The sequence below is a fragment of the Halosimplex rubrum genome, from assembly GCF_013415885.1.
Taxonomy (GTDB): Archaea; Halobacteriota; Halobacteria; order Halobacteriales; family Haloarculaceae; genus Halosimplex; species Halosimplex rubrum.
In genome coordinates, this window is sequence record NZ_CP058910.1 from 2,738,728 (window position 1) to 2,760,770 (window position 22,043).

Annotated in this window: 23 protein-coding genes; 10 read left to right on the top strand and 13 right to left on the bottom strand. The window is 65.6% G+C overall.

Translation table 11 applies throughout. The features are described 5' to 3' along the window. Window positions 1-37: 37 nt before the first annotated feature. From HZS55_RS13660 to HZS55_RS13685, 6 genes are all read right to left on the bottom strand, one after another. Complete coding sequence (locus tag HZS55_RS13660) at window positions 38-784, bottom strand: helix-turn-helix domain-containing protein (protein ID WP_050051691.1); 747 nt, start codon at window positions 782-784, stop codon at window positions 38-40. A 60-nt stretch (window positions 785-844) separates the two neighbouring features. Beyond that, window positions 845-1,129: a hypothetical protein gene (locus HZS55_RS13665; RefSeq protein WP_006183450.1), complete on the bottom strand. Its 285-nt coding sequence runs from the start codon at window positions 1,127-1,129 to the stop codon at window positions 845-847. A 37-nt stretch (window positions 1,130-1,166) separates the two neighbouring features. Continuing rightward, a complete protein-coding gene (locus HZS55_RS13670; RefSeq protein WP_179908208.1) occupies window positions 1,167-1,829 on the bottom strand; it encodes a DUF6735 family protein in 663 nt (220 codons plus the stop codon). A gap of 67 nt (window positions 1,830-1,896) precedes the next feature. After that, entirely contained in the window at window positions 1,897-2,277 is a 381-nt protein-coding gene (locus tag HZS55_RS13675) for a hypothetical protein (RefSeq protein WP_179908209.1), read from the bottom strand. 91 nt (window positions 2,278-2,368) lie between these two features. Then, complete coding sequence (locus tag HZS55_RS13680; RefSeq protein WP_006183366.1) at window positions 2,369-2,557, bottom strand: hypothetical protein; 189 nt, start codon at window positions 2,555-2,557, stop codon at window positions 2,369-2,371. Between the two features lie 138 nt (window positions 2,558-2,695). Then, the gene (locus HZS55_RS13685; protein WP_179908210.1) at window positions 2,696-3,577 is read right to left on the bottom strand and encodes a biosurfactant protein 1; all 882 of its coding nucleotides are present in this window, start codon (window positions 3,575-3,577) and stop codon (window positions 2,696-2,698) included. Window positions 3,578-3,713: 136 nt separating this feature from the next. Between HZS55_RS13685 and HZS55_RS13690 the strand changes: the two genes are divergently transcribed. Both HZS55_RS13690 and HZS55_RS23020 read left to right on the top strand, forming a co-directional pair. Next, window positions 3,714-4,265 (top strand): DUF7342 family protein, encoded by a 552-nt coding sequence (locus tag HZS55_RS13690; protein ID WP_179908211.1) that lies wholly within the window; start codon window positions 3,714-3,716, stop codon window positions 4,263-4,265. A 17-nt stretch (window positions 4,266-4,282) separates the two neighbouring features. Continuing rightward, a complete protein-coding gene (locus tag HZS55_RS23020) occupies window positions 4,283-4,771 on the top strand; it encodes a hypothetical protein (protein WP_394353530.1) in 489 nt (162 codons plus the stop codon). Here HZS55_RS23020 and HZS55_RS13700 read toward each other — a convergent pair. Further along, window positions 4,768-5,691: a transcription initiation factor IIB gene (locus HZS55_RS13700; RefSeq protein WP_179911875.1), complete on the bottom strand. Its 924-nt coding sequence runs from the start codon at window positions 5,689-5,691 to the stop codon at window positions 4,768-4,770. The genes HZS55_RS23020 and HZS55_RS13700 overlap by 4 nt on opposite strands. Before the next feature lie 1,009 nt (window positions 5,692-6,700). Beyond that, window positions 6,701-7,441 carry an IclR family transcriptional regulator gene (locus tag HZS55_RS13705; protein WP_179908213.1) on the bottom strand — a complete coding sequence of 247 codons (741 nt, stop codon included), beginning with the start codon at window positions 7,439-7,441 and terminating at the stop codon, window positions 6,701-6,703. Window positions 7,442-7,563: 122 nt separating this feature from the next. On the opposite strand from HZS55_RS13705, the gene HZS55_RS13710 reads away from it, so the two are divergent. Further along, window positions 7,564-8,631, top strand: coding sequence for a TrmB family transcriptional regulator (locus HZS55_RS13710; protein WP_179908214.1), 1,068 nt, complete (start codon window positions 7,564-7,566; stop codon window positions 8,629-8,631). Between the two features lie 100 nt (window positions 8,632-8,731). Here the strand turns inward: HZS55_RS13710 and HZS55_RS13715 are convergent, their stop codons facing one another. Next, window positions 8,732-9,868 carry an ABC transporter ATP-binding protein gene (locus HZS55_RS13715; protein WP_179908215.1) on the bottom strand — a complete coding sequence of 379 codons (1,137 nt, stop codon included), beginning with the start codon at window positions 9,866-9,868 and terminating at the stop codon, window positions 8,732-8,734. A 103-nt stretch (window positions 9,869-9,971) separates the two neighbouring features. On the opposite strand from HZS55_RS13715, the gene HZS55_RS13720 reads away from it, so the two are divergent. From HZS55_RS13720 to HZS55_RS13735, 4 genes are read left to right on the top strand one after another with little or no spacing between them, the layout of a single operon-like run. Next, complete coding sequence (locus HZS55_RS13720; RefSeq protein ID WP_179908216.1) at window positions 9,972-11,318, top strand: extracellular solute-binding protein; 1,347 nt, start codon at window positions 9,972-9,974, stop codon at window positions 11,316-11,318. A 4-nt stretch (window positions 11,319-11,322) separates the two neighbouring features. Beyond that, window positions 11,323-12,219 (top strand): carbohydrate ABC transporter permease, encoded by an 897-nt coding sequence (locus HZS55_RS13725; protein WP_179908217.1) that lies wholly within the window; start codon window positions 11,323-11,325, stop codon window positions 12,217-12,219. 2 nt (window positions 12,220-12,221) lie between these two features. Then, window positions 12,222-13,079 (top strand): carbohydrate ABC transporter permease, encoded by an 858-nt coding sequence (locus tag HZS55_RS13730; RefSeq protein ID WP_179908218.1) that lies wholly within the window; start codon window positions 12,222-12,224, stop codon window positions 13,077-13,079. Continuing rightward, window positions 13,076-13,684, top strand: a complete 609-nt coding sequence (locus tag HZS55_RS13735) for a hypothetical protein (protein WP_179908219.1) — start codon at window positions 13,076-13,078, stop codon at window positions 13,682-13,684. The genes HZS55_RS13730 and HZS55_RS13735 overlap by 4 nt, the downstream gene beginning before the upstream one ends. A gap of 42 nt (window positions 13,685-13,726) precedes the next feature. On the opposite strand, the gene melA is transcribed toward HZS55_RS13735, so the two are convergent. Continuing rightward, window positions 13,727-15,034: an alpha-galactosidase gene (gene melA / locus HZS55_RS13740; protein ID WP_179908220.1), complete on the bottom strand. Its 1,308-nt coding sequence runs from the start codon at window positions 15,032-15,034 to the stop codon at window positions 13,727-13,729. A gap of 75 nt (window positions 15,035-15,109) precedes the next feature. After that, window positions 15,110-16,480, bottom strand: a complete 1,371-nt coding sequence (locus tag HZS55_RS13745) for a glycoside hydrolase family 68 protein (protein ID WP_179908221.1) — start codon at window positions 16,478-16,480, stop codon at window positions 15,110-15,112. Between the two features lie 295 nt (window positions 16,481-16,775). Here HZS55_RS13745 and HZS55_RS13750 point away from each other — a divergent pair, with 295 nt between their 5' ends. Both HZS55_RS13750 and HZS55_RS13755 read left to right on the top strand, forming a co-directional pair. After that, on the top strand, window positions 16,776-17,234 hold the full coding sequence (locus tag HZS55_RS13750; protein WP_179908222.1) for a universal stress protein: 459 nt from the start codon (window positions 16,776-16,778) through the stop codon (window positions 17,232-17,234). A 116-nt stretch (window positions 17,235-17,350) separates the two neighbouring features. Continuing rightward, the gene (locus HZS55_RS13755) at window positions 17,351-18,829 is read left to right on the top strand and encodes a glycoside hydrolase family 32 protein (protein ID WP_179908223.1); all 1,479 of its coding nucleotides are present in this window, start codon (window positions 17,351-17,353) and stop codon (window positions 18,827-18,829) included. Window positions 18,830-18,870: 41 nt separating this feature from the next. On the opposite strand, the gene HZS55_RS13760 is transcribed toward HZS55_RS13755, so the two are convergent. Both HZS55_RS13760 and gfcR read right to left on the bottom strand, forming a co-directional pair. Next, window positions 18,871-19,827: a carbohydrate kinase family protein gene (locus HZS55_RS13760; RefSeq protein ID WP_179908224.1), complete on the bottom strand. Its 957-nt coding sequence runs from the start codon at window positions 19,825-19,827 to the stop codon at window positions 18,871-18,873. Window positions 19,828-19,943: 116 nt separating this feature from the next. Continuing rightward, a complete protein-coding gene (gene gfcR / locus HZS55_RS13765) occupies window positions 19,944-20,576 on the bottom strand; it encodes a transcriptional regulator GfcR (RefSeq protein WP_179908225.1) in 633 nt (210 codons plus the stop codon). Between the two features lie 135 nt (window positions 20,577-20,711). On the opposite strand from gfcR, the gene HZS55_RS13770 reads away from it, so the two are divergent. Next, the gene (locus HZS55_RS13770) at window positions 20,712-22,031 is read left to right on the top strand and encodes an HAD family hydrolase (protein WP_179908226.1); all 1,320 of its coding nucleotides are present in this window, start codon (window positions 20,712-20,714) and stop codon (window positions 22,029-22,031) included. The last annotated feature ends 12 nt before the right edge of the window (window positions 22,032-22,043 follow it).

Here is a 22,043-nt window from a genome sequence, read left to right on the forward strand (position 1 = left end):
TCGATATGTCTTTGTTGGAATATTCCAACTACGGCCCTCAGTGGGATGCCAGCCGTTCTTCCGCTACCCGCTCGCCGGCGACATGTTGCTTCGCCAAATGTTCTTCCGCCCGCCGGAGTCGGTAGGTGAGTGTTGACCGTGGCACGTCGAGATGCTCTGCGAGTTCTCCAACATCGACCTCGCGGGGTGATTCGTAGTAGCCGTGTTCGACGGCGGCCTGGAGAGCAGCCTCTTGGGCTGGAGGCAATCCACTCGGTGTTCCGTCGCTTCCCCTAGCTGATGTTGTGTCCGCTGTGCGGAGCATCTCCATCTGGGCGCACTCCCCGACGGCGACTTTGAGAGCGTCGAAGAACGCCGCCACGTCGCCATCGCCGGAGTGGATGAGTCGCCACGTGTAGTGGCGGCCCTCGTGACGAGTCTCGAACAGCACGCCGTCGCCGAGGTGGTCGCGAGCGATGTGGGGGACTGAGGCGCAGGTCGGAGTGCGCTCCCAATCTGAGTAGAGGATGAGCGCGTCGTCCGTGCGGTCGAGGACGCGGGTGGTCTGTGTGGCGTTGCAGTCCTCGGTGGCGAGACAGTCAGCGTAGTAGTCGCCGTTGAGAAAGGCGTCCTCGATGGCGTTGAGCGCCTCAGGCGTACCGGTGGCATGGTCGACCCGCCAGAGACGCTCGGCAGTGGCGTGCAGCGAGAGCGAGCGAACGCGAGCGTCGGGGTGGTCGGCGAGGGCGTCCGCCACCCTGTTGCAGCCGGGCTCGTATTCGAGAGCGAAGACGAGTTCGCGCATACCCCGTCTAAGGCCTGCTACGACATAACCCATGGCCTGCAGCGTGTCGACCAGTAGATCTCAGATTACGTCGTCAGGGTCGTGAACTTCCTGCATTCGCTGTGCTTCGGCCGCGTATTGCTCCTGGAGGTCGGGGTCATCGACCATGCCAAGATTGCCGGGTTCAGCATCGACTGCTGCTGTCGTATCTCGGACGTCGGTGAAGGACGTGAGTGCGCGTTCCTTCCGATAGTACTGTTCTCCATCGGGTGTTGCGTAGGTGAGGATGATCAGGTTCTGCTCGTCATCGGAGTACGTCCGTTCGACAAGCCAAACACGAACGTCATCTTCAGACTGATTTGACATACTTAGACATCCCCCGATATCCACTAAGGGATTGGTGTTACGGCTTGCCGAGACTCGCTGTCTCGAAGGGTGATTCTCCGGTCGGAATGAGGAGCTCCTGTCGGTCTCCGACTCGCTCGGCCAGCTTCTGTTTCAGGTACTGTCTCGCCGTCGACGGCGTGAAGACGCCCTTGTCGAGCATATCGCCAACGACGTCTTTGAGGGCCGCGAACTGTCCCTGTAGGTGGCCGTCGCCGACCGGCTCGCCGTCGTACCAGCGCACCGTCGCGAGCGCGCCGTTCCCGACTGTTTCTCCCTGCTCGACCGTCTCTGAGTCGTACTGGAGCCCGAACCACAGCGTCCGATAGGCGGTCACCTCGAACGTCGGCGCCACCACGAAGAACGCCTCGTGATGGAGGTAGTCGAGATGGTCCGCGACGATCTCGTCGAGGGTGAGCCCGGTGGCGCGGGGCTTCGGCTCGACGACCGTCGACGGTCGATCCTCGCCGGCGAGGTAGCCGTCGACCGCATCTGCCTCGAGGCCATCGGCAAGCTCTGCGAGGAGCTGTTTCGTCCACTTGGAGTCGGTGTCGTCGCCACCGAACGGCGATTCAGCCGAAATTCGGCGCTTGAGCTTGAGGTTCGCTGCGCCCCAGTGGCTGTAGTGGAGCGTGTACTGTCCGTCTGTGCGTTCGTACGCAACGAGTGCGCGGTGTCCCATCGAGCAATCACCTCACGGGGCGACCGCGACTGGATCGCCCCGCACCCCTCTCGGGGGACGAACAACGCTACTCGTCGATCGGGTCGGGGGAACTGAGGTCCGCGTGGAGGACTTCGCCATCGCGAACGACGTACCGCTTGGCCAGGACTGGGAAGCGGCACTTGGTGAACCCCGCCGCCTGGATATCGAGTTCTTCGTCAGCTTCGAGGTGGTCGGCGAGTTCTCGCAGGAATTCGTGGGTCACGATCCCGCCTTCGTAATCCGGGAGGCCGTTCTCCCGCGTCTCGTACACCTCGAAGTCGTCATACCCCCAGATGGTGAGCTCTCCGTCTTCGGTCACCTCCCAGTCGAGCGTCCCGAAGCAGTAGCTCTCACAGAGCTCGCGGACTGCCTGTGGATCCGATACGATCGCGCCGGTCGACGTCGTCGCAGCTTGCAGTGTGGCCATATCTGGACTTCACGAGGTCGCCCCCGCACCCCTATCGGGGGCGATAAACCGACGTGAGAGGTGTCTCCCGAGGCGTGGCCGACGACGCCAGTTAGGAGTCTGCGTGGGCGTCCGCCCCGGCTCCGTCGCTCGGCCGCGTGAGAAGGCTCACCTCTTCCAGGAGGTCTCTCGCGGTCTCGACTCGCTCTCGATCCGCGTCGTCCAATCGGTCGACGTCGAGTCGGTTGAGATTGCTGAGTATACGATGCATCCGGTAGCCTTGTTTGAACTCTTGCTCCATCGGCAGCGCTTCACCGCTCGCTGGCGCGGAAAGACCCACCGTCGAGACTGGCGTCGGGCTTTCAGGAGATCGCGGCCTTAACCAACGGACCTCGACAGTTCTCGCAGGCTGTTGGTTAATCGACGCCGAGCACTGGGGCTACTCGAGATTGGGGCCGTAGCGAGCTGAGCCACACACCCGGCACTCCCAGATCGGTTGTCCTGTCCACGCCTCATCCGGGACCGACTCATGCGTTTTGAACTGATGGTCGGTCGCCCGTCCACAGGTTTGACACTCGAGTTCCTGCGTCGTCGGTACCGACGTCGCCTGGCGATCGGCCGCAGCTTCGCCAGTAGATTCGGTCAGCGCTATCGCTGGAACCAGCCACACCGCGTTGTCGGCGTCGTCGAGGACCGCGTCGAGACGCGACGCGTCGCGGATGCCGTCCCCACGCTGGTCGTAGAGTCGCGTCGTGGCCTGCTCCTGCCGCTCCGACGCTTCCTGCCCGTGCCATCCAGTCCGGTCACGGGCGGCACTGAGAAGCCGCTCTCCCTCCGCTGACGCCACCTGGACCGCGTCGGGAAGTGAGGGCCATTGCTCGGACAGCTGGCGCGCCGGCGCCTCGTCGAGGTCGTAGATGAGCGTGTAGTCGTCGACGGCCGGCTCCGCCTCGTTGGCAGAGAGGAGGTTCGCCGCGGCGCCGCCTTTCGCGACGGCGCCGTAGAACGTGGTCGACTCCACGACTAGGTAGACGACTCCGAGGAACGTCGTCGTTGCTGCCTCGTTCGTGCTAGTGGCGTCACTCCCGAGATGGTTGGTAAGGCAGAACCGGCATTTCGTCTGGCCGTCTGGGACTGACGCCCCACAGGACCGGCACTCGCCGTCGGCATCCGTCGGTGCATCAGGGTAATCACTAGTGCTCATCGCGACGCGTTGCCGTCGGCGGCCACCTTCACACTCATCCCCCAGCCTCGTGTCCGGAATGTAGGACGCCTCGACGGTCGGGCGCAATTCATCGAAGTCAAAATCTCGGTTGTGCATCGGTTGGCTCATAGCTTCTGTCGGTTTCGTATTTCAACGTCCGGACCCCTTCGCTCGCAACGCACTCTTGATTATGCGAGAGTGTACAAACATATATGGGGGCTCAGCGCTAACACTGTCGCAAGAGGTGCCAAGCATGTCCGAATCCTCGCGAGATGGGGTCCAGTCGTGGACTGAGTCGATGAGCGCCCGCGATCGTATTCGTGCGGTCGCCGAGACGCTTCGCGAACCGCGGTCCGTCAACTGGATCAGCGAGCAGGCCGACGCTGCCTGGAGTACGACCAGCGAGGAGCTCCAGGATCTCGTCGACCAGGGCCAGCTGCGTCGCGTCGAGGCCGGCGAGACGACACGTTACCAGCCTGACTACACGCGTCTGCTCTTCGAGGAGATCCGGACGCTCATCGAGGAGAATACGCGCGAGGAGCTGCGGAGCGAACTGGCGGCGATCACCGAGGAGATCGAGGAGTGGCAGGCGACCTACGATGTCGAGACGTGGGAAGAGCTCGAACAGTCGCTCGCCGGCGGCGACCTCGCAAGTGCCGAGCTGCGCGAACGACGTGACGTCATCGCGTTCTGGCAAGAGAACGAAGAGGATCGCCGCCTCATCAAGCACGCACTGGAACTCTACTCCGACGTTGAAGCTGCTCGCGAACAGATGACCGACGTGGCCGACCGCGCCACGAGCTAATCCTCCTCTCTCACAGAATGATCTTTCTTGCCGGTCGCGACCGCTATACACAGCGGACCCTTCTCCGCGACGTTCACGATCGATTGGCGAATCAAGCGGGATGTGAGGACGTGCGCTATCGCCCGTCTCGACGCCGACCCCGGTACGTCATCGCGAATGTCGATCCGACCACGTTCCTGAGTGACTCCTACGATGCGGTGACCGCACGCTTGGAGATTCGCTTCTGGTACCCCGCCGGCGTCGACCATGAATACTACCGCATTAACTGGGTCGAACCGGACCGGAATCTGATTCTCGGCTTCCACCAGGACGCCGACCATCCGGACCTTGGCCCCTGTCACATCCAACTCAATCACGAAGACACGCCTGTCGATCGACATCGCGCATCGTTTCTCGATGCGCACCCGCTCGCCGTCCTCGATGACCGACTACAACAGTTCTCGGCGGCGGTAGAGGCGATTCGCTGGGAGAACGGGACGCCTTCGCTTCCTACCTGGCCAGTCTAGACTGCGAGTTCATCGAGTGTTTCGTGATGCGTCCGGACAGTCGTTGGGGTGACGTTCCCTATCTCCGCGACGTCGCTTTGTGTTACCCACTGTCCCTGTTCCTGCCCCGCTTTGTAGAGGCAGGCCGCTGCGAACCCAGCTGGATGGACGCCCGTCGTCACGCCGCGCTCTTCGGCCTGCTCTGCGAGGATCCGGGCCCGCTGTCGGATCTCGTCCGGACACTCGAGGTCCGAGACGAGTCGCGGCACGAACATGCTGGGGGAGACGGGCTCAGCGGGGAGGCCCAGCTCCTCGTTCAACGTTTTGTACGCGTTCGTGACTCGTGACTCCGCGACGCGGGCCATCTCGCTGACCTCGCCCAGCAACCGCGAGAGGCCGTTGCACCGGCAGGCCCCGTACACGCTGGCCGCGGCGATGGCCTCGATGGATCTGCCACGGAGCAGATTCTCGTTCTGGGCGCTCCGGAAGAGCTGACACGCCTGGTCACGGACTGAATCGGAGAGTTCGAGCGCACTCGCCAATCGGCGCACCTCGCCCAACCCGTGTGCGAGATTCCGTTCTGCTTTCGATCGCCACCGACCACGGGTCTGTTCACGGCGCATCCGCGCGAGTCGCCGTCGCTTCTGCCCGGAGAGTTTGTTCCCCTTCGCGTCGGTGCCGCGACCGATTTCCGTCGACAGGCCGCGATCGTGGCGGGCCGCAGTGAGTGGGGCGCCCGTTCGTTCGCACTCGTCGTCGTACGCCCGCCACTCCGGCCCGTGATCGATACGCTGTTCGTCGATGACCAGACCACAGTCCTCGCAGACCGTCTCGACCGCGTTCGTGGTGACCCGGCCGTCGCACTCGGGACACTGGTTCGCACTCGACTCCGTTCGGATGTCTTCGTCGAATCTGCTCTCGTTGATGTCTCTGGTTGCCATCGTTCTCACCGTGATTCGGGAACCCGCCAGTTCAGCGAGCTCCTCATTCATTGAGGGGACAATAAACTCTCAGCAGAATTGAAGCTCCATTACAGCGTTCGATCTCGGTAGCCGGTATGCCAACCTGAATTGACCCCGAACCGGCGGAAGCGACCGTCTCCTCACTATTAATTAAGTATTACTGATAGTTCGGAATAAGTGTTGTATTTTAAACATTCCTACAGACGCCGATAGGGTTACCGGCGCGTCGTCCTGCGTGCTCGCGGACGGGCCGGCCACTGCTCATTCGAGTGTGTCGTAGACGGATATCCAACGCAGGGATACGCAGTATCACCTGTATTTGGGAGACAAGCCGGCAGGAATGACTACCTTCCGCCGCTCGTGGCGGTTCGTCTTGGAATACGACGGAAACCGCGAGCCGTCGGCCCAGAGGACTGGCCATTTGGATGAATTACATGTTTGACCATGGTGGTGGCCGTCTCAAATCGGCTAATACAGTGCTCTTACCGTCACAGATATAGCCGGTTCACCGGGGCGAGATCCGTGCCCACCGTGGACGGAACGACCGGGACTCGCGCCGAAAGATAGAGATCGGGACGGAGTCCCTGACGGACAGGGTTCCGATCCCGGATCGAACCACATACCGGATCGCCTATAATAACGGATTATAATAATGGATAGAAATATTATCTATGCGCTCAAATCACCCCGTTGGGCCGCGACTGGGGCTCGTTCGAACTCGGTTTGACAGCGGAATCCGCTCGGAGTCCGCTCGAAGGCTGGAAATCGAGACTGAACAAATTACACCACTACATCTGTAATCCCATGCGCGATGGTGCCTTTGAGTTCCAAAATTTGTTGTTGCGATGATCGCAACAAAGCAGTCTCGGTGCTTGGGGTGGCACCATGCCGGGCACTCGATCGAATATATTATTAAAATTCATTAATATCTCGCTCGTTTAGACGGTCGTACGCCATCCGTTCGAAATGAGCGAACGTCGCAGTGGGGTCAGCGAGTCAGCGACAGTCGGTTGGAGATTGCCCCGGCGGTGTTTCGGACGAGTTTCCGGAGGTCCGCCTCGACGCGGTCGCTCTCGTCGCTGGTCGTCGGCCGTTCGACGCCGACGGCGCCGGCGGGGTCACCGTCGGGCCCGGCGATCGGCGCGACGATTTCGTCCGGGCCGTCGTGGCTCTCGGCTGGTTCGACGACGGCTGACTCCTGTGCGGCGGTTCGGAGACGGTCGAGGAGGGGCTCGACGCGGTCTGTGTCGTCGACGGTCTCCTCGACGAGCGCTCGTCGCCGCTCCGGGGGATAACACGAGAGGATCGCGAGCCCACCGGGGACCGAAGTGAGCGGCCCTCGACGGCCTTCGAGCGAATCGGTGTCCACCCGACCGACCGGGACGACCGTATGGAGATACACCGCTTCGAGCCCCTCCCGGACGACGAGTGTCGCGGTCGCGCCGGTCACGTCCGCGAGCTTGGCGAGATTGCTCACCCCCTCGATGTAGGCGGGCTCCTGGCGTTTGCTCGCCACGGCGAACCCGAGAAACCGGTGCCCGAGTTCGTACTGCCCGTCGGCCGACCGGACGAAGCCGGCGTCCTCGAGCGTCGCGAGGTGCTTGTGAACGTTGGCCTTCGAGCCGTCGATGTCCTCCGCGATGGCTGTCACGCCCGCCGTGCCCTGTCGCCTGAGGGACTCGAGGATCGTCACGGACGTGGCCGTCGCACTGACTCGGTCTGTACCCATACTCGGTCATGGAGCGGGGGCGTCAAAAGCGTTCGCCATATTCGAACGAGATTCGAACGCCGGAGAGGTCCGGGTGCGAGATGGGCGAAGGTGTTTATGCGTGCTGGCCCCGCTGTTAGGTCATGGACGACCTCGACGAACTGGAAGGGGTGCTCGCCGACGCCGGGTTTTCCGGGTACGAGGCGGCGGCGTACGTAGGGCTGCTCCGGTTGCGGGACGCGTCGGTTTCGGAGCTTGCAGATGTCTGTTCCGTGCCGCGGTCACGGCTCTACGATGTGCTCGAGGATCTGGAGGAAGCGGGCTACGTCGAGACGTACGAACGGGAGGCGCTCAGGGGCCGCGTCGCCAACGTCTCGCCGGCGGCCGAGGAACTCCGCGAGCGGGCGACGCGGCTGGAGGACGCCGCCGACCACCTCGAGGACCGCTGGGAACGACCGCGATTCGAACATACTGACATGAGCGTCTTCCAGACGCACGCGGCGACGGTCACGGAGGCGACCGCGCGGGTCGACGCGGCGGAACACACGGTGCATCTCTGCGTGTCGCCCGACGAACTCCTCGAACTGGCGGACCCGCTCCGGGACGCGGTCGACCGCGGGGTCGTGATCCGGATCGCGGTCCAGGCCGGCGAGGCCGACGGCGACGAGGACCTGCCGCACCTCTTTCCCGACGTAGCCGCCGAGGTCCGCCGCTGCGAGTCGACCGCCCACTTCATCGCGCTGGTCGACGGCTCGTTCGCCGCGCTCGCCGTCGACAACGAGTGGGACGGCCAGTACGGGCTCGTCGTCGACGACAACGCGCTCACCTCGATCCTCCACTGGTACTACCAGATCCAGCTATGGGAGCCCTGGGACACCCTCTACACGGCCTCGATGGGGTCGCCGACGACCTACGTCAGCATCAGGGAACTCATCCGGGACATCGAGTCGGTCCGCGCCGACGACGAGACCGTGACTGTTCGCGTCGAGGGCGTCGAAACCCAGAGCAAGGAAGCGGTCGAGATCGAAGGTGAGGTCGTCGACGTGATCTACACGGACATCTACGAGGACCGCGACGTGACCTTCGCACAGCAGTTCATCCAGGCCGCGCTCAGGATCCGCTCTGACGGCGAGGAGTACACTGTCGGCGGATACGGCGCCGTCCTGGAGGATGTCCGGGCGATCCAGATGACGATCACGGATATCGATTGAGACCGCCGAGACGCCCCGGGACGGCCACACCGTGTCGGCGGTCGATACCCTACCGGTCGACTGCTCTCGAAAGGGCTGTACCGTCACACGCGGACCGTCGTCAGTTCGAGCCGGGCGTCGGCGCCTCGCGCGCCTCGTCACCGTCGGCGAGGACGTTGTCTCCCGTGGCGGCGTCGAAGATGTGGGTATGCTCTGCCGGGAGCCTGAACTGGATGAGTTCACCGGGCTGAACCGTGGTGTTCCCGGGGACCCTGATGGTCCACTCCGTCTCGTCTTTGACGACGTAGAGGTAGTTGTCGCTGCCCTCGTGTTCCAGTACGTCGAGTTCCGCTTCGACGATGTTGCCGTCGTCGTCCGCGAGTTCGATGTGTTCGGGGCGGATCCCGAGGGTGAGGTCGTCCGTTGTCGCGTTGCGCTCGATGCGTTCGGAGATCGTCTCAGCGACCTCGTACTCGAAGTCCGCACCGACGAACCGTCCGTCGACGTACTCCCCGTCGAAGAAGTTCATCGAGGGGCTGCCGATGAAGTCGGCGACGAACCGGTTGCGGGGATTAGCGTAGACCTCCTCGGGTGTCCCAACCTGCTGGATCTCGCCGCCGTCGAGGATGACGATGCGGTCGGACATCGTCATCGCCTCCGTCTGGTCGTGCGTGACGTAGACCGATGTCGTCCCGAGGTCCTCCTGGAGGCGCTGGAGTTCCGTCCGCATGTGCAGTCGGAGCTTGGCGTCGAGGTTGCTCAGCGGCTCGTCGAAGAGGAACACCTTGGGGTCGCGAACGATTGCACGCCCGGTGGCGACGCGCTGCTGTTGCCCGCCGGAGAGGTTGCTCGGTTTCTTCTCGAGGAGGTCCTCGATCCCCATCATGTCTGCGGTCTCCTCGACCCGCTCGGCGATCTCGTCGTCCGGGAGGTCGGTCGTCAGCTTCAGTCCGTAGGACATGTTCTCGCGGACGTTCATGTGGGGGTACAGCGCGTACTCCTGAAACACCATCGCGACTCCCCGGTGCTGGGGCGGCACGTCGTTGATGGCGTCGCCGTCGATCGCGATGGTCCCCCCGGTGATCGATTCGAGCCCCGCGATCATCCGCAACAGCGTCGACTTGCCCGACCCCGACGGCCCGACGATGGTGACGAACTCCCCGTCCTCGACCGACAGAGAGACGCCGTCGACGGCCGTTATCTCTCCCTCCTCCGAGTCGTACACCTTCACCACATCCTCGATGTCAATAGTACCCATACACCGTAGCTGCGAGGCACAGACAATTAATGTTTTGATGGAAATAAAACGTGTATCCATGTGTTAGAAACTATTATATACTATCGGTTGGGAGTAGTGTACTATGTCGTCAGATGGCACGCAGCGCAAGCGCAGTCGCCGGAACGTCCTCAAAGGGCTCGGGCTCGCCGGAGTGACGGGGTTAGCAGGGTGTGGCTCGAACGGCTCGAACGGTTCGGGCGGGACTGACGGTGCCCCGGGAACCGTGGGCGACCAGTCGGTCGAGATCACCTTCTGGGACTACTTCGGCGGCACCGAAAACGAGGAGATAGAGGCTCTAGTCGCAGATTTCGAGGAGGAGCATTCGAACATTACGGTCAGCTCCGAGGCGGTCCCGTTCGACGAGTTCGTCGACAACCTGTTCACCTCGGTCGCCTCGGGGAACGCCCCACACGTGGCTTCCTACTGGATGTCGTTCAGCACGTTCCTCGAAGCCGAGGGCGTCATCGACCCGATCGACGAGTACCTCTCCGAGGGGCTCGACCCGTACTACGACATCGTCGAGCCGGCCGCGACGGTCGGGGACAGCACCTACGCCTTGCCGATGGACGTCCACGCCCACATGCTGGTGACCAACGACACCGTCATGGAGGAGGCAGGGGCCGAGACGCCCACGAACTTCGAGGAGTTCAAGACGGCTGCGAACGCGATCCAGGAGAACACCGACGCGCGCCCGTTCCCGCTCCTACAGGATAACAGCCCGATCGGTGCGATGCGGTACTTCTACGGGCTCTTGCTTCAACACGAGGGCGCGTCGCTCGTCGAGGACGGCGAGCCCGTCTACCACGAGAACGAAGGGGGCCAGCGCAGCGCGGAGTTCATGGACCAGGTGACCGACGAGTTCGGCTGGGATCAGACCAGCCTGTCGGACGCTCAGGAGCGGACGAACCTCTTCCTCGACGACCAGGTCGGGATGATGTTCGTCGGGAACTGGCAAGCCAATAACTTCGAGAACGAGGACGGCGAGATCCCCGACGACCTGGAGTTCACGTACCACCGCCCATACGTATTCCCGGGCGAAGCACGCCGAGCATGGGCCGAGAGTAACGGATTTTTCTTCCCGACGAACGACAGCCACACCGAGACGGAGAAACAGGCCGCAGTCCAGTTCGTCGAGTACATCACGCAGAACAACCCCCTGTGGGCCCAGACGGCCGGGCACCTCCCGGCGACACCCGAGGTGGCGGAGTCCGAGGAGGTCACCTCCTCGCCGCGCTACGAGGAGTACGATATCGTCAGTACGCTCGCGGGGATGGCCGAAGACGGCGAACTGGTCTACCAGCCGCCGCTGGAGTTCGACATGTACGCGACGGACATCACGAACCCGCTCGTCGGCATCTATTCACAGGACAGCGACCCGCAGGACGCGCTCGACCAGTCCGCGAACGCGTTCAGCAGCCGCATGAGCTGAACCCATGGCAACGAGATCAACGTCACTGGCTGAGCGCGTGCCCCTCGACCGGGAGACGGTCAACGGGCTCCTGTTCGCGGCTCCGTATCTCGTGCTGTTCGGTCTGTTCCTCCTGTACCCCCTGTTGAAGGGACTGTACATGAGTTTCTTCCAGTGGGACCTGCTCAACCCCGGCGAGTCCGAGTTCGTCGGGCTGGCCAACTACGCGACGTTGCTGAACGACCCGCAGTTCTGGACGGCGACGGTCAACACGTTCCTGTTCGTGCTACTCACCGTCCCCGTGTTGCTCGTCGTCAGCCTCACCGTGGCGCTCGGGCTCAATCGCCGACTGGCCGGCACGCGACTCCTGCAGTTCATCTACTTCGTCCCGTACGTCCTCACGGTCTCGATCGTGGGCGTGATCTGGTTGCAGGTGTACGGTGCCAACGGGATCTTCACCGTGTTCACGGAGCCCTTCATCGGGCGCGTCCTCGACAGCACCACGCTGGCGCTGCCGGCGCTCGCGCTGACGACCGTCTGGTGGCAGGTCGGCTTCTACTTCGCGATCCTGCTGGCCGCCCGGCAGAACGTGTCGGAGCGACTCTACGAGGCGGCGAAGCTCGACGGCGCCAGTCGCTGGCAGATGACCCGTGACATCACGCTGCCGCAGATGAAAAACGCGATCATCTTCGTCGTGATCGCGAGCACGATCACGCAGTTCCAGGTGTTCGGCCAGCCCTACGTGATGACCAACGGCGGTCCCGTGTCGTCGACGACGACGATGGTGTACTACCTCTACAGCCTCGGGTTCGAGACGTTCGACCTCGGCTACGGCGCCGCGGTCGGCTACGTCGTCCTGATGGTCCTCATCGCCGTGTCGCTGATCAACTTCAAAGTGGTCGAATCCTCACTGGGTGAGTAACCATGGCAGGCACGACTTCCACGACCGACGAGACGCGCTTCGGCTGGGACCGGATCGAGAACGCCGCGGTCTACGCGGTCATGTACGGGCTCGCGCTGCTGTTTTTCCTCCCGCTGTACCGGACGTTCCAGCTGTCGATCACGCCGACCGAGGAGATGGGGACGTTCAAGCTGTTCCCCGCGGAGCCGACGCTGACCTACTGGCAGGGAGTGCTCGCGAACAACCCGGTCATCTACCGGTGGGCGCTGAACACGCTCATCATCGCGGGGGTGACGACGCTCCTGGTGGTGGTCATCGACTCGATGATCGCCTTCTCGCTGACCCGCCTGGAGTGGCGCGGACGCAAGGCCATCCTCGGGATCATCATCGCGAGCTTCATGGTCCCGCCCGTGGTCAACATCATCCCCCTGTTCACGCTCGTCAACCGGCTGGGGATGATAAACAGCTACTGGGCGGTCATCCTGCCGTTCGTCGCCGGGCCGCTGGGCGTGTTCCTGCTCGTCCAGTTCTTCCGGGACATCCCCGAAGAGCTGGAGGAGGCCGCGCGGATGGACGGGTTCTCGACGCCGCGCATCTACGCCCGGATCATCCTGCCGCTGTCGGCGCCCATCCTGACGGCTCTCGCGATATTCATCTTCGTGTGGAGCTGGAACCAGTTCCTCTGGCCGCTGATCGTCCTCCAGGAGGAGGCCAAGTACACGCTCCCCATCGGCGCGACGACCCTGGAGAGCGTGTACGTCAACCAGCCCAACCAGCTGATGGCGCAGATGCTCGTCATCTCGATGCCGCTGTTCGTTCTCTTCCTGCTCTTCCAGGAGAAACTGATATCTAGCATCCAGATGCAAGCAGCGACCGGATGACGGAATCCGGTCCCGAACGCTTCGGTCGCACGCTCCGGACGACCGCGCGGTTCGTCTACCGCAACGGGCCACAGCTCGTCGGCCTCAGCGTCCTCTGGTCGCTGGCGGTGCTCCCCGTCGTCACCCTCGGCCCGGCGACGCTGGGGTTCTACGCCGCGGTCGGCTCCCTCGACAGCGACCGCAACAGGGTCGAACTGCGGTCGGCGCTCGGTACGGTTCGCCGGCGGCTCGTCCCCGCGGTCGCGTTCGGGCTCGCGCCGCTCCTGTTCTTCGCGCTCTCGGCCAGCTACCTCTACGCGTTCCTCGGGAGCCAGTCGACGTTCCAGTTCGCCGCGGCGCTGGCGACCTTCTACGTCGGGCTGTATCTCGGCCTGGTGAACGTTCCCGCCTTCGTCGCCCTCTCACGAGGCGCCTCGGCCAAGACCGCGATCGAGAGCGGTATCGGCTGGACGGCGGCCAACCCGACGCTGACGATGCTCGTCGGGCTGTGTACGCTCGCGATACTGGTCGTGACCCTCGCACTGACGATCGCGGTCGTCCTCGTGTTCCCGGCGGCCGCGTTCTCCTTCCAGGTCAAGGCAGTCGGCGACGACGTGACCGTCTGACCGTCGGGACCCTCCCTCACCGTCGAAACCGCACCCGGCTCGTCACTCCAGCCGCGGCAGGTACTCGGCGTTCGCTTCCAGCAGCGCTTCGGTCATCTCGTGGGCCTCCGCCAGCGTGAGTTTGGCACCGGTCAGCGGGTCGAGCTTCACCGCCTGGTGGACCTTCTCGCGGTCGTGTTCGAGGGCGCCCTCGACGGCCAGCTCGTACACCGCCGAGTGCTGGCGGTCGAGCGCGGCCACCTGCGTCGGGAGTTCGCCGACCGAACAGGGGTGTAGTCCCGACCCGTCGGCGAGGACGGGCACCTCGACGCAGGCGTCGCCGGGGAGGTTCTCGATGGCCCCGGTCTCGTTGGAGACGTTGAGATTGAACCGACGCTCGGTGTCCGTCTCCAGCGAGTGGACGAGCCGCGCGGCGTACTCCTCCGAGCGCTCGACCCCGACCTCGTCGAGGTCCACGTCGAGTTCGGGGTCGTCCCGCTGGGTCGAGCGCGCCGTCCACCCCTCCAGGTAAGTGGCCGTCCCCATCCGCTCGGCGTAGTCCGTCCCGGTCATCTCGTCGATGGTCTCTGGGTCGGTCCGGACGTACGGGACGTACTCGCTCATGTGGTGGCTCGACTCCGTCGGGAAGTACCCGAAGTGTTTCAGCATCTCGAAGCGGACGGTGTCCCGCTGGTAGGTGTCGGGGTCCTCGGCGGCCTCGCGGAGCGCGGGGTAGACCGACTCGCCCTCGTGAGTGGCTTCGAGGAACCAGGCCATGTGGTTGATACCGGCGACCCAGTAGTCGAGTTCGTCCGCGGGCACGTCCACGTAGTCGGCGATGGCCGTCGCGGTGTGCGGAACGCTGTGACAGAGCCCCACCGTCTCCACGTCCGTCGCGTCGAACATCGCCTTGCAGAGGATGGCCATCGGGTTCGTGTAGTTCAGCAGGAGGGCGTCCGGGCACAGCTCCTCCATGTCCGCGGCGATGTCGAGCATCGTCGGGATGGTCCGGAGCCCGCGGAAGATCCCGCCTGGCCCGGTCGTGTCCCCGATGGCCTGCTCGACCCCGTACGCCTCGGGGATCCGGATCTCGTTCTCGAAGGGCTCGGTCCCGCCGACGTTGATCATGTTGAAGACGTACTCGGCGCCGTCGAGGGCGGCCCGGCGGTCGGTCGTCGCCTCGACCGTCGCCGGCAGCCCCTCGTTGTCGACCATCGCCTCGGCGACCCGGTGCGTCCGGTCGAGCCGCCCCTCGTCGATGTCCATCAGGACGACCTCGCTGTCGGCCAGCGCGTCGAACGACAGGATGTCACCGACGATCTTCCGCGCGAACACCATACTCCCCGCTCCGATGAGCGTGATTCTTGGCACAGCAGTGGTTCAGGTCGCTCCGTAGTAACGATTTCGGGAGGTCGCGTCGGGGGGCCCGGACTCGGGCGCAGCGAGTCAGTCGGACCCGTCCGTCCGGTCGGTCGACCCGTCGGCGGTCGCCCCGTAGCCGCCGGCGTCGTCGCCGGCGACCGCGCGGGTGGTCCCGGGTTCGTCCGGGCCGAGTTCGGGGAGGGGTTCGTCGGCCGTCGGCAGGTGCCAGGCGTCGAGCGTCCCCAGAACCCGAGTCCGGTCGCCGTCGATCCCGAGGCGGACGGTCGGCCCGAGCGTCCCGCCGAACCGCCGTCGCTGCTCGGGTTCGGGGAGCTCGCCGATCAGGTCGACCGATTCGCCGGCGAAGTCGTAGAAGTTGAAGAAGTTCTGGACGAGCACCTCCTCGCCGTGGGGAACGACCATGTAGGAGTACGTCTGGAACGGCGCGTTCGCGGGGTTGGTCACCACCAGCCCGGAGTCGTTGAGCGGGCGGTAGGGGCCGCCCAGCGAGTCCGCGACGAACCCGTAGAGGCCGTCGTAGCCGTCGATCCCGGGGGCGAACGTGTGGTCGTGGCTGGAGACGAACAGGTAGTAGCTGCCGTCGCGGTGGAGGACGTGGGGGCGTTCGAGCTCCTGGTTGACGCAGACGCCGTCGAGGATGGGCGGGCGCAGCTCCCAGTCCATCGGGTCGCCGGACGGCGAGACGGCGACGCCGACGCAGCCGTTGTACACCTGGTGGTCCTCGTCGCCGCCGCAGGCGTCGCTCCCCTCGGGAACGGGGACGTTGCCCTCGAACAGGAGACACGTCTCGCCCGTCTCGGGGTCCTCGTAGAACCAGGGGTCCCGGAACGTGTAGGTCATCGCCCGCGACTGCTGTTCGGTCTCGTAGTAGTCGCCGTCCGGGCGGAGGAGGACCCGGTGGTCCCACTGGCCGTCGAACGCGACGCCCCCGTCGTCCGTCCGGAGCGTCGGCCCGGTCGCGCCGGCGATCCGCTGGCTGTAGCGCAGTTCGTCGGCCTCGGCCTCGCCCGCGGCGGTGTAGTAGAGGTACACGTCGCCGTCGTCGTACAGCGCCGACCCGGCCCATTGCCGCTGGCCGAACGCCCGGTCCTCGGCGAAGACCCGGCCGCCGGCCCGCCAGTTCCGCCCGTCGCGCGAGTAGAAGTACCGGACCGTCGCCACGTCGTGGCGAGTCCCCGGCAACAGATCCGCCGACGCCGTCAGCGAGAAGGCGACCTGCCAGCCGTCGACCTCGGCGACGCCGCCGTGACGGTCACGCAGCAGCCAGGTGTCCCAGACGTGTACGTCCCGGTTCGGGACGTCCTCTGGCGGGTACACGATCGGCGCGACGGAGCGCTCGGTCCGCCGGATGCGAGACGCCGCGTCGCGGGTCCACCGCGACAGCGGCGCCGCCGCTCCCGATACCGAATCGTCGCTCACCGGACGATTGACCATGTACGTGAATCGCTCACCTCAGTATAAAACCTTTTATGATAGGTTCGGACCTCGATCGGGACTCCCCCCGCTCCCGCCGTTCGCCACTCCGGCTTCTCGTTCTGGCCCCGTTCCGTTCGCTGTTCCGTCCACATCCGACTCGCTGCTCGTCCCTTCCGCCCCGCTCGCCCGCCTTGCGGCCGATCCCGCCGTCGCCACGAGCCAAATTCCGGCCCCATACTCCAGAAATATTAATTCGGAATCGAGTAAATAATCCAATCCCCTTATGTCGATGGGGAACGACGGATCGGGTACGATGGGAGAGACAGTACTCGTCGCAGTCAGCAAGACGGACGACCGTCGTCTCGACAGGCTCACCGAAACCGCGACGGACGCGGTCGACCCGGACGGGAGGGTCGCCGTGGTCCACGTGTTCGACCGCGACCGATACGACGAACTCACGGCGCAGTTGAACGTCTCGTCCGACGGGGAGTTCGGCCCGGACGACCTGGCGCGCCGACACGGCGTCGCGTCGGATATCGCCGACCGGCTCGCCGACGCGAGCGTCGACGCGGAGGTCCTCGGCGGTGTCGGGGACGAAAGCGACACGATCCTCGACCTCCGCGAGGAGCTCGGGGCGGACCACCTCGTCATCGGCGGCCGGAAGCGGTCGCCGAGCGGCAAAGCCCTGTTCGGGTCGACGGCGCAGACGGTCCTGCTCGAAGCCGACTGCCCGGTGACGTTCGTCAAAGCGCGGTCCGGATCGACGGCCTGAGGCGGACGGTTCGCGGCCGCCGTTCGCTCGCTTGCCGCTCCGGTGGTCGGACCGCCGGGCCGCGCGAGACCGTCCCCGAACTATACATTTAAGAGGGTCTGCGGACACCGTCGGGTATGGACCGCGATGGAAAGCTACCGGCTTCGGTACGGGAGTCTCCGCGACTCGACGAGTTCGCCAGGCGGCGCCGCGAGTTCCGGACGGACCGTTATCGACCCGATTACCACTTCGTCCCGCCGGGTGGGCTCCTGCACGACCCGAACGGCGCGTGTTACTGGAACGGCCGCTATCATCTCTTCTACCAGTTCTGGCCGCCGGACGTGTCGACCGACCGGTCGTGGAGCGAGGCGATGCACTGGGGCCACGCCGTCAGCGAGGACCTGGTCCACTGGCGGGACCTGCCCGTCGCGCTCTCCCCCGAAGACGGGCCGGAGGACGGCTGTTACAGCGGGCAGGCGCTCGTCGAGGACGACCGCGTGCTCGTGATGTACTTCGGGACGGAGGCGGGCAACTGCGTCGCCGCCGCGGACGACGAGTATCTCACCGACTTCGAGCGGTCGGCGGACAACCCCGTCGTCCCCATCGACGAGGAGGCTCCCTACGAGGTCTTCGACCCCTGTCTCTGGCGAGAGGGCGACACCTACCACTCCCTGTCGGGCTGGAAGCGAGACGGACGAACCTCGGAGTTCCACTTCTCTTCGACGGACCTCTCGGAGTGGGAGTACCGCGGCACGCTCGTCAAGGACGGGTTCCACACGGACCCCGAGGAGGACGGCGCGGTCCCCAACTTCTTCGAACTCGACGGCTCGCACGTCCTCCTGTTTTTCAGCCACGACCGCGGACCGCAGTACTACGTCGGCGACTACCACGGCGGCACCGACTTCGACATCCGGTCGCACGGCCGGCTCAACTCCGGCCCGGTCGACCACGGCAACCTCCACGCGCCGTCGGTCCTCCACGCCGAGGACCGGTCGGTCGCCTTCTTCAACGTCGTCGAGGGCCGCCGCGACTGGCGGGCCGACCCCGGCGAGGGGTGGGCCGGCGTCGTCAGCCTCCCGCGGGCGCTCTCGCTCGACGGCGACGACCTCCGCGTCGAGCCGGTCGAGGAACTGACCGCGCTCCGGACCAACCACCGCCGCGTCGACGACAGGCCGCTCGCGGCCGACGAGGAGTGGGTCGTCCCCGACATCGGCGGCGCGAGCCTCGAACTCCGGGCGGAGGTCGATGTCGGCGACGCCGCGGAGGTCGGCCTCTCGGTCCTCCGTTCGCCCGACGGCGACGAGGCGACGTCGGTCACCTACTGGGCCGACGCGGACGCGCTGGGGATCGAACTCGGACGGTCGAGCGAGAACCCGGCGGCGCGGAGCCGGCCGCCGGAGGTCGGCTCGCTGTCGCTGGCCGACGACGAGCGGCTGGACCTCCGGGTGTTCGTCGACCGGAGCATCGTCGAGGTGTTCGCCAACGGCCGCCGGACGCTCACGACGCGGGTCTACCCCGCTCGCGACGACAGCGTCGGCCTCTCGCTTTCGGCGCGTCGCGGCGCCGCCCACCTCGAATCGCTCGACGTGTGGGACATGGAGAGCATCTGGTCGTAACCCGCGACCGGTGGTAGCTTCCCTTCTCGCTGACCCGGGTCTCACCGAACCGACTCGGGGTCGGGCAGTTCGGCCATCCCGCCCGCCCGCATCGTCGACGCCGCGGCGACGGCGTTAGCGCGGGCGAGGACGGATTCGAGGTCGTCCTCCCCTTCGACGAGCGCCGCGACGGCGCCGGCGGTGAACGCGTCGCCCGCGCCGGTCGTGTCGACGGCGTCGACCCGGTAGCCGTCGTGGGTCGCGTCGTCGGCGCCCCAGGGCGCGGCGGCCGTCGCCGACGCGGCGGCGCCCCGGTCGCCCAGCGTCAGGAAGACGGTGTGAGGTCCCAGGTCGTGGAGTTCGGGTGCGACGGCGTCGAGCAGCGCCGCATCGTCGGCAGCGTCCGCGTCGAACCCCGCAGGTCCCAGGTCCTCGGGCGAGGCTTTCACCACGTCGACCGACGGGAGGAGCCGCCGCGTCTCCGCCTCGAAGTCGGCGTCGGGCCACAGCTCCGGTCGGGCGTTCAGGTCGAAGACGACGGTGCAGTCGCGGGTCTCGGCCCGCTCGACGAGGTCGTGGACGGCCTCACGCGAGGGGGAACTCGCCAGGAGGACGCTCCCGACGACGACCCACTCGACGGCGTCGAGTGCCTCGTCGGGGACGCGCCCGGGCCGGAAGCGCGTGTCGGCCGTCCCGTCGCGGTAGAAGGTGAACCGGGGGCCGCTCGACGGGTCGCCGCTCACGAATGCCAGCGTCGTCTTGGCCGACGGGTCACGTTCGACGAACCGGTCGGGGAGCCCTCGGTCGGCGAGCACGCCCGCGAGGAACTCGCCGAACGGGTCGGCCCCCACGCGTGTCCAGAACCAGGGCGTGTGGTCGAGCTGGGCGAGCCGGACCGCGACGTTCGCCGGCGCGCCCCCCGGCTGGCGGGCGAACCGCTCGGTCGATTCGAGTGGCCGGTCGGATTCGGGGAGGAAGTCGACGAGCGTCTCCCCGGCGACGAGCACGGACGGATCCATGTGAGAACCCACCGAACCGTCCGACAAAAGTTCGGGGGGTTCCTCGCCGACTCGGTCGTTCCACCCCAGCGTCCCGGGCGAACGCCGCTCCGCCGCCGGTCACGCGCGAGCCGGCGTTACTCGGACTGGCCGACTCGCAGGACCTGCACCAGCGAGTAGACGGGGACGCCCTCGATTTCCTCGACGCCGCGCTTGTCGGTCAGCACCGCGCAGGCCACGGGCTCGCCGCCGCGGTCGCGGATCGCTTCGACGGTTTCGGTCATCGTCGTCCCGCTGGTGATGGTGTCGTCGACGACGTAGCACTCGCGGTCCCGGATCTGGGCGAAATTACGGGAAAAGGAGCCCGACAGCTCCTCGCTCTCGCCGTCGTCCCACTGGTGTTTGCTCGGGGCGTACGTGCCCAGGTCCGTGTCGAGTTCCCGCGCGACCGTCGTCGCGATGGGCGCGCCGGCCTTCTCGACGCCGATGGTCAGATCCACTTCCTCGCCCTGTTTGGACAGCAGGTCCGCGACCGTACGGCCAACGTGGGTCAGCCGCGCGCTGTCCCGGCCGATCGCCGACCAGTCCACGTGGATGTCCTCCGGTTCGGTCGTCGACCCGGCGGGGGGAGGCGACTGGGCGTCACCCCGCTGGACCAGCCAGGCGGCCGTTTCCTTCGAGACGTTGAGTTCGTCGGCGATCTCGCCCTTCGCGAAGCCGTCCTCGGCGAGCGCGGTCGCACTGCTGATGAGGTCGTCGATGTTCTTCATCCCACTCGTCGTTCAGAGCGGCGGGTGTTAGCCGTTCCGCTGTGTCGCCCCCGGGTGGCGCCGGGGTCCCGTCCCGCATCGGGCGCCGGAGCGACCACCGAAACCAGTTTCACCCGTGTCCCCGTGTCGGAGAGTATGGACCGCTACGAGCAGCTGTACCACCTGTACGACGAGTTCGACACGGCATCGCTCCGGGCATATCGCGAGATGGTCGACCTGTTCCCCCCGGTCGACTCGCCGGTCGCCCTGTCGTACTGGGAGGACGCGAGCGACGAACTGGAAGCCCACCGCGAGGAGATCCGTGAGGCGTTTCCGGCGACGGGCGAGACGTACGCGGACATCGCGGCCCGTGCGACCCGCGACCAGGCCTTTACCGGCCTCGACCTTTACAACGAGTACGGTCGAGCCGTCTCGGTGCTCGTGCTCGACGTGGACGAGACGCTGCGCTCGACAGGGACGACCGACAACGAGATCCCTCGCGAGACCCTCCACGCGCTCACTGAGTTCCACCACGCTGGCGTCCCGATCGTCGTCTGTACCGGCCAGACCCTCGAGAACGTCAAGGGGTTCCTGATACAGGGCCTCGGCAACGAGATCGTCCACTCGGGTGACCAGAGTGTCGTCTACGAGAGCGGCAACGGCGTGTTCACGCCCGGTCACGGCCCCGACACCAAGCGCCTGCTGTACGAGGACCTCGACGAGGACGTGCGCGCGGTGTTCGACCGACTGCGCCGGAAGGTGTTCACTGTCGCCCCCGACTCCGTTCGGCGGGGGTGTCACCTCCAGGGCAACGAGTTCAATGTCACCGTCAAGCCGAATTTCGAGACCGGCAGCGAGGACGCGGTCGCGGTCATCGACACTGCGCTGGTGACGTTGCTCGACCTCCTCGGCGGAGTTGTGGCGACCGAACTTGATGTCGATCCTGACGGGCAGGACGGCGGTTACTCGCCGGATCACTACGAGCCGATCGCCACTGCAGTCGACACAGCCACATCCGCAGTGGCCGCCGCGGTCGACTGGACCCGTGCGTACTACGCTGGCGCCGACGGGGAGATCCGCGAGGTGTTGGCCGCCAGCGACGCGCTTCCCGGGGAAACCACGGTCCCAGACCGTGTCGAGGCGTATCTCGACCAGTTCGACGTGGCCTACTACGAGGGCGACGCCGCCGAGGTCGCTAGCCGCGATCTGAACAAGGTAGTCGGCGTGCGAGCAGCGTTCGACGTGCTTGGCGTCGACGACCCGTTCGCGCTCGTCCTGGGCGACAGCAAGACCGACCTGCGGGTGATGGATTGGGTCGACGACCACGACGCCGGGATCGCCGCCGCGCCCGAGCACGCCTCGCCCGCGGTCCTTGACCACGTCCGGTCGACGGATGGACTCGTGTTCCCGGCCGGCGGTGCGAACGACCCGCTCGCGACGGTCTATGCGCTCAACCAGTTCGCAATAACTGAGTGACCTGACTGCTTG

Coding starts and splice junctions, on each gene's coding strand:
- HZS55_RS13660 (WP_050051691.1), bottom strand. CDS start 784: ATGCGCGAACTCGTCTTCGCTCTCGAATACGAGCCCGGCTGCAACAGG.
- HZS55_RS13665 (WP_006183450.1), bottom strand. CDS start 1,129: ATGTCAAATCAGTCTGAAGATGACGTTCGTGTTTGGCTTGTCGAACGG.
- HZS55_RS13670 (WP_179908208.1), bottom strand. CDS start 1,829: ATGGGACACCGCGCACTCGTTGCGTACGAACGCACAGACGGACAGTAC.
- HZS55_RS13675 (WP_179908209.1), bottom strand. CDS start 2,277: ATGGCCACACTGCAAGCTGCGACGACGTCGACCGGCGCGATCGTATCG.
- HZS55_RS13680 (WP_006183366.1), bottom strand. CDS start 2,557: ATGGAGCAAGAGTTCAAACAAGGCTACCGGATGCATCGTATACTCAGC.
- HZS55_RS13685 (WP_179908210.1), bottom strand. CDS start 3,577: ATGCACAACCGAGATTTTGACTTCGATGAATTGCGCCCGACCGTCGAG.
- HZS55_RS13690 (WP_179908211.1), top strand. CDS start 3,714: ATGTCCGAATCCTCGCGAGATGGGGTCCAGTCGTGGACTGAGTCGATG.
- HZS55_RS23020 (WP_394353530.1), top strand. CDS start 4,283: ATGATCTTTCTTGCCGGTCGCGACCGCTATACACAGCGGACCCTTCTC.
- HZS55_RS13700 (WP_179911875.1), bottom strand. CDS start 5,691: ATGGCAACCAGAGACATCAACGAGAGCAGATTCGACGAAGACATCCGA.
- HZS55_RS13705 (WP_179908213.1), bottom strand. CDS start 7,441: ATGGGTACAGACCGAGTCAGTGCGACGGCCACGTCCGTGACGATCCTC.
- HZS55_RS13710 (WP_179908214.1), top strand. CDS start 7,564: ATGGACGACCTCGACGAACTGGAAGGGGTGCTCGCCGACGCCGGGTTT.
- HZS55_RS13715 (WP_179908215.1), bottom strand. CDS start 9,868: ATGGGTACTATTGACATCGAGGATGTGGTGAAGGTGTACGACTCGGAG.
- HZS55_RS13720 (WP_179908216.1), top strand. CDS start 9,972: ATGTCGTCAGATGGCACGCAGCGCAAGCGCAGTCGCCGGAACGTCCTC.
- HZS55_RS13725 (WP_179908217.1), top strand. CDS start 11,323: ATGGCAACGAGATCAACGTCACTGGCTGAGCGCGTGCCCCTCGACCGG.
- HZS55_RS13730 (WP_179908218.1), top strand. CDS start 12,222: ATGGCAGGCACGACTTCCACGACCGACGAGACGCGCTTCGGCTGGGAC.
- HZS55_RS13735 (WP_179908219.1), top strand. CDS start 13,076: ATGACGGAATCCGGTCCCGAACGCTTCGGTCGCACGCTCCGGACGACC.
- HZS55_RS13745 (WP_179908221.1), bottom strand. CDS start 16,480: ATGGTCAATCGTCCGGTGAGCGACGATTCGGTATCGGGAGCGGCGGCG.
- HZS55_RS13750 (WP_179908222.1), top strand. CDS start 16,776: ATGGGAGAGACAGTACTCGTCGCAGTCAGCAAGACGGACGACCGTCGT.
- HZS55_RS13755 (WP_179908223.1), top strand. CDS start 17,351: ATGGACCGCGATGGAAAGCTACCGGCTTCGGTACGGGAGTCTCCGCGA.
- HZS55_RS13760 (WP_179908224.1), bottom strand. CDS start 19,827: ATGGATCCGTCCGTGCTCGTCGCCGGGGAGACGCTCGTCGACTTCCTC.
- gfcR (WP_179908225.1), bottom strand. CDS start 20,576: ATGAAGAACATCGACGACCTCATCAGCAGTGCGACCGCGCTCGCCGAG.
- HZS55_RS13770 (WP_179908226.1), top strand. CDS start 20,712: ATGGACCGCTACGAGCAGCTGTACCACCTGTACGACGAGTTCGACACG.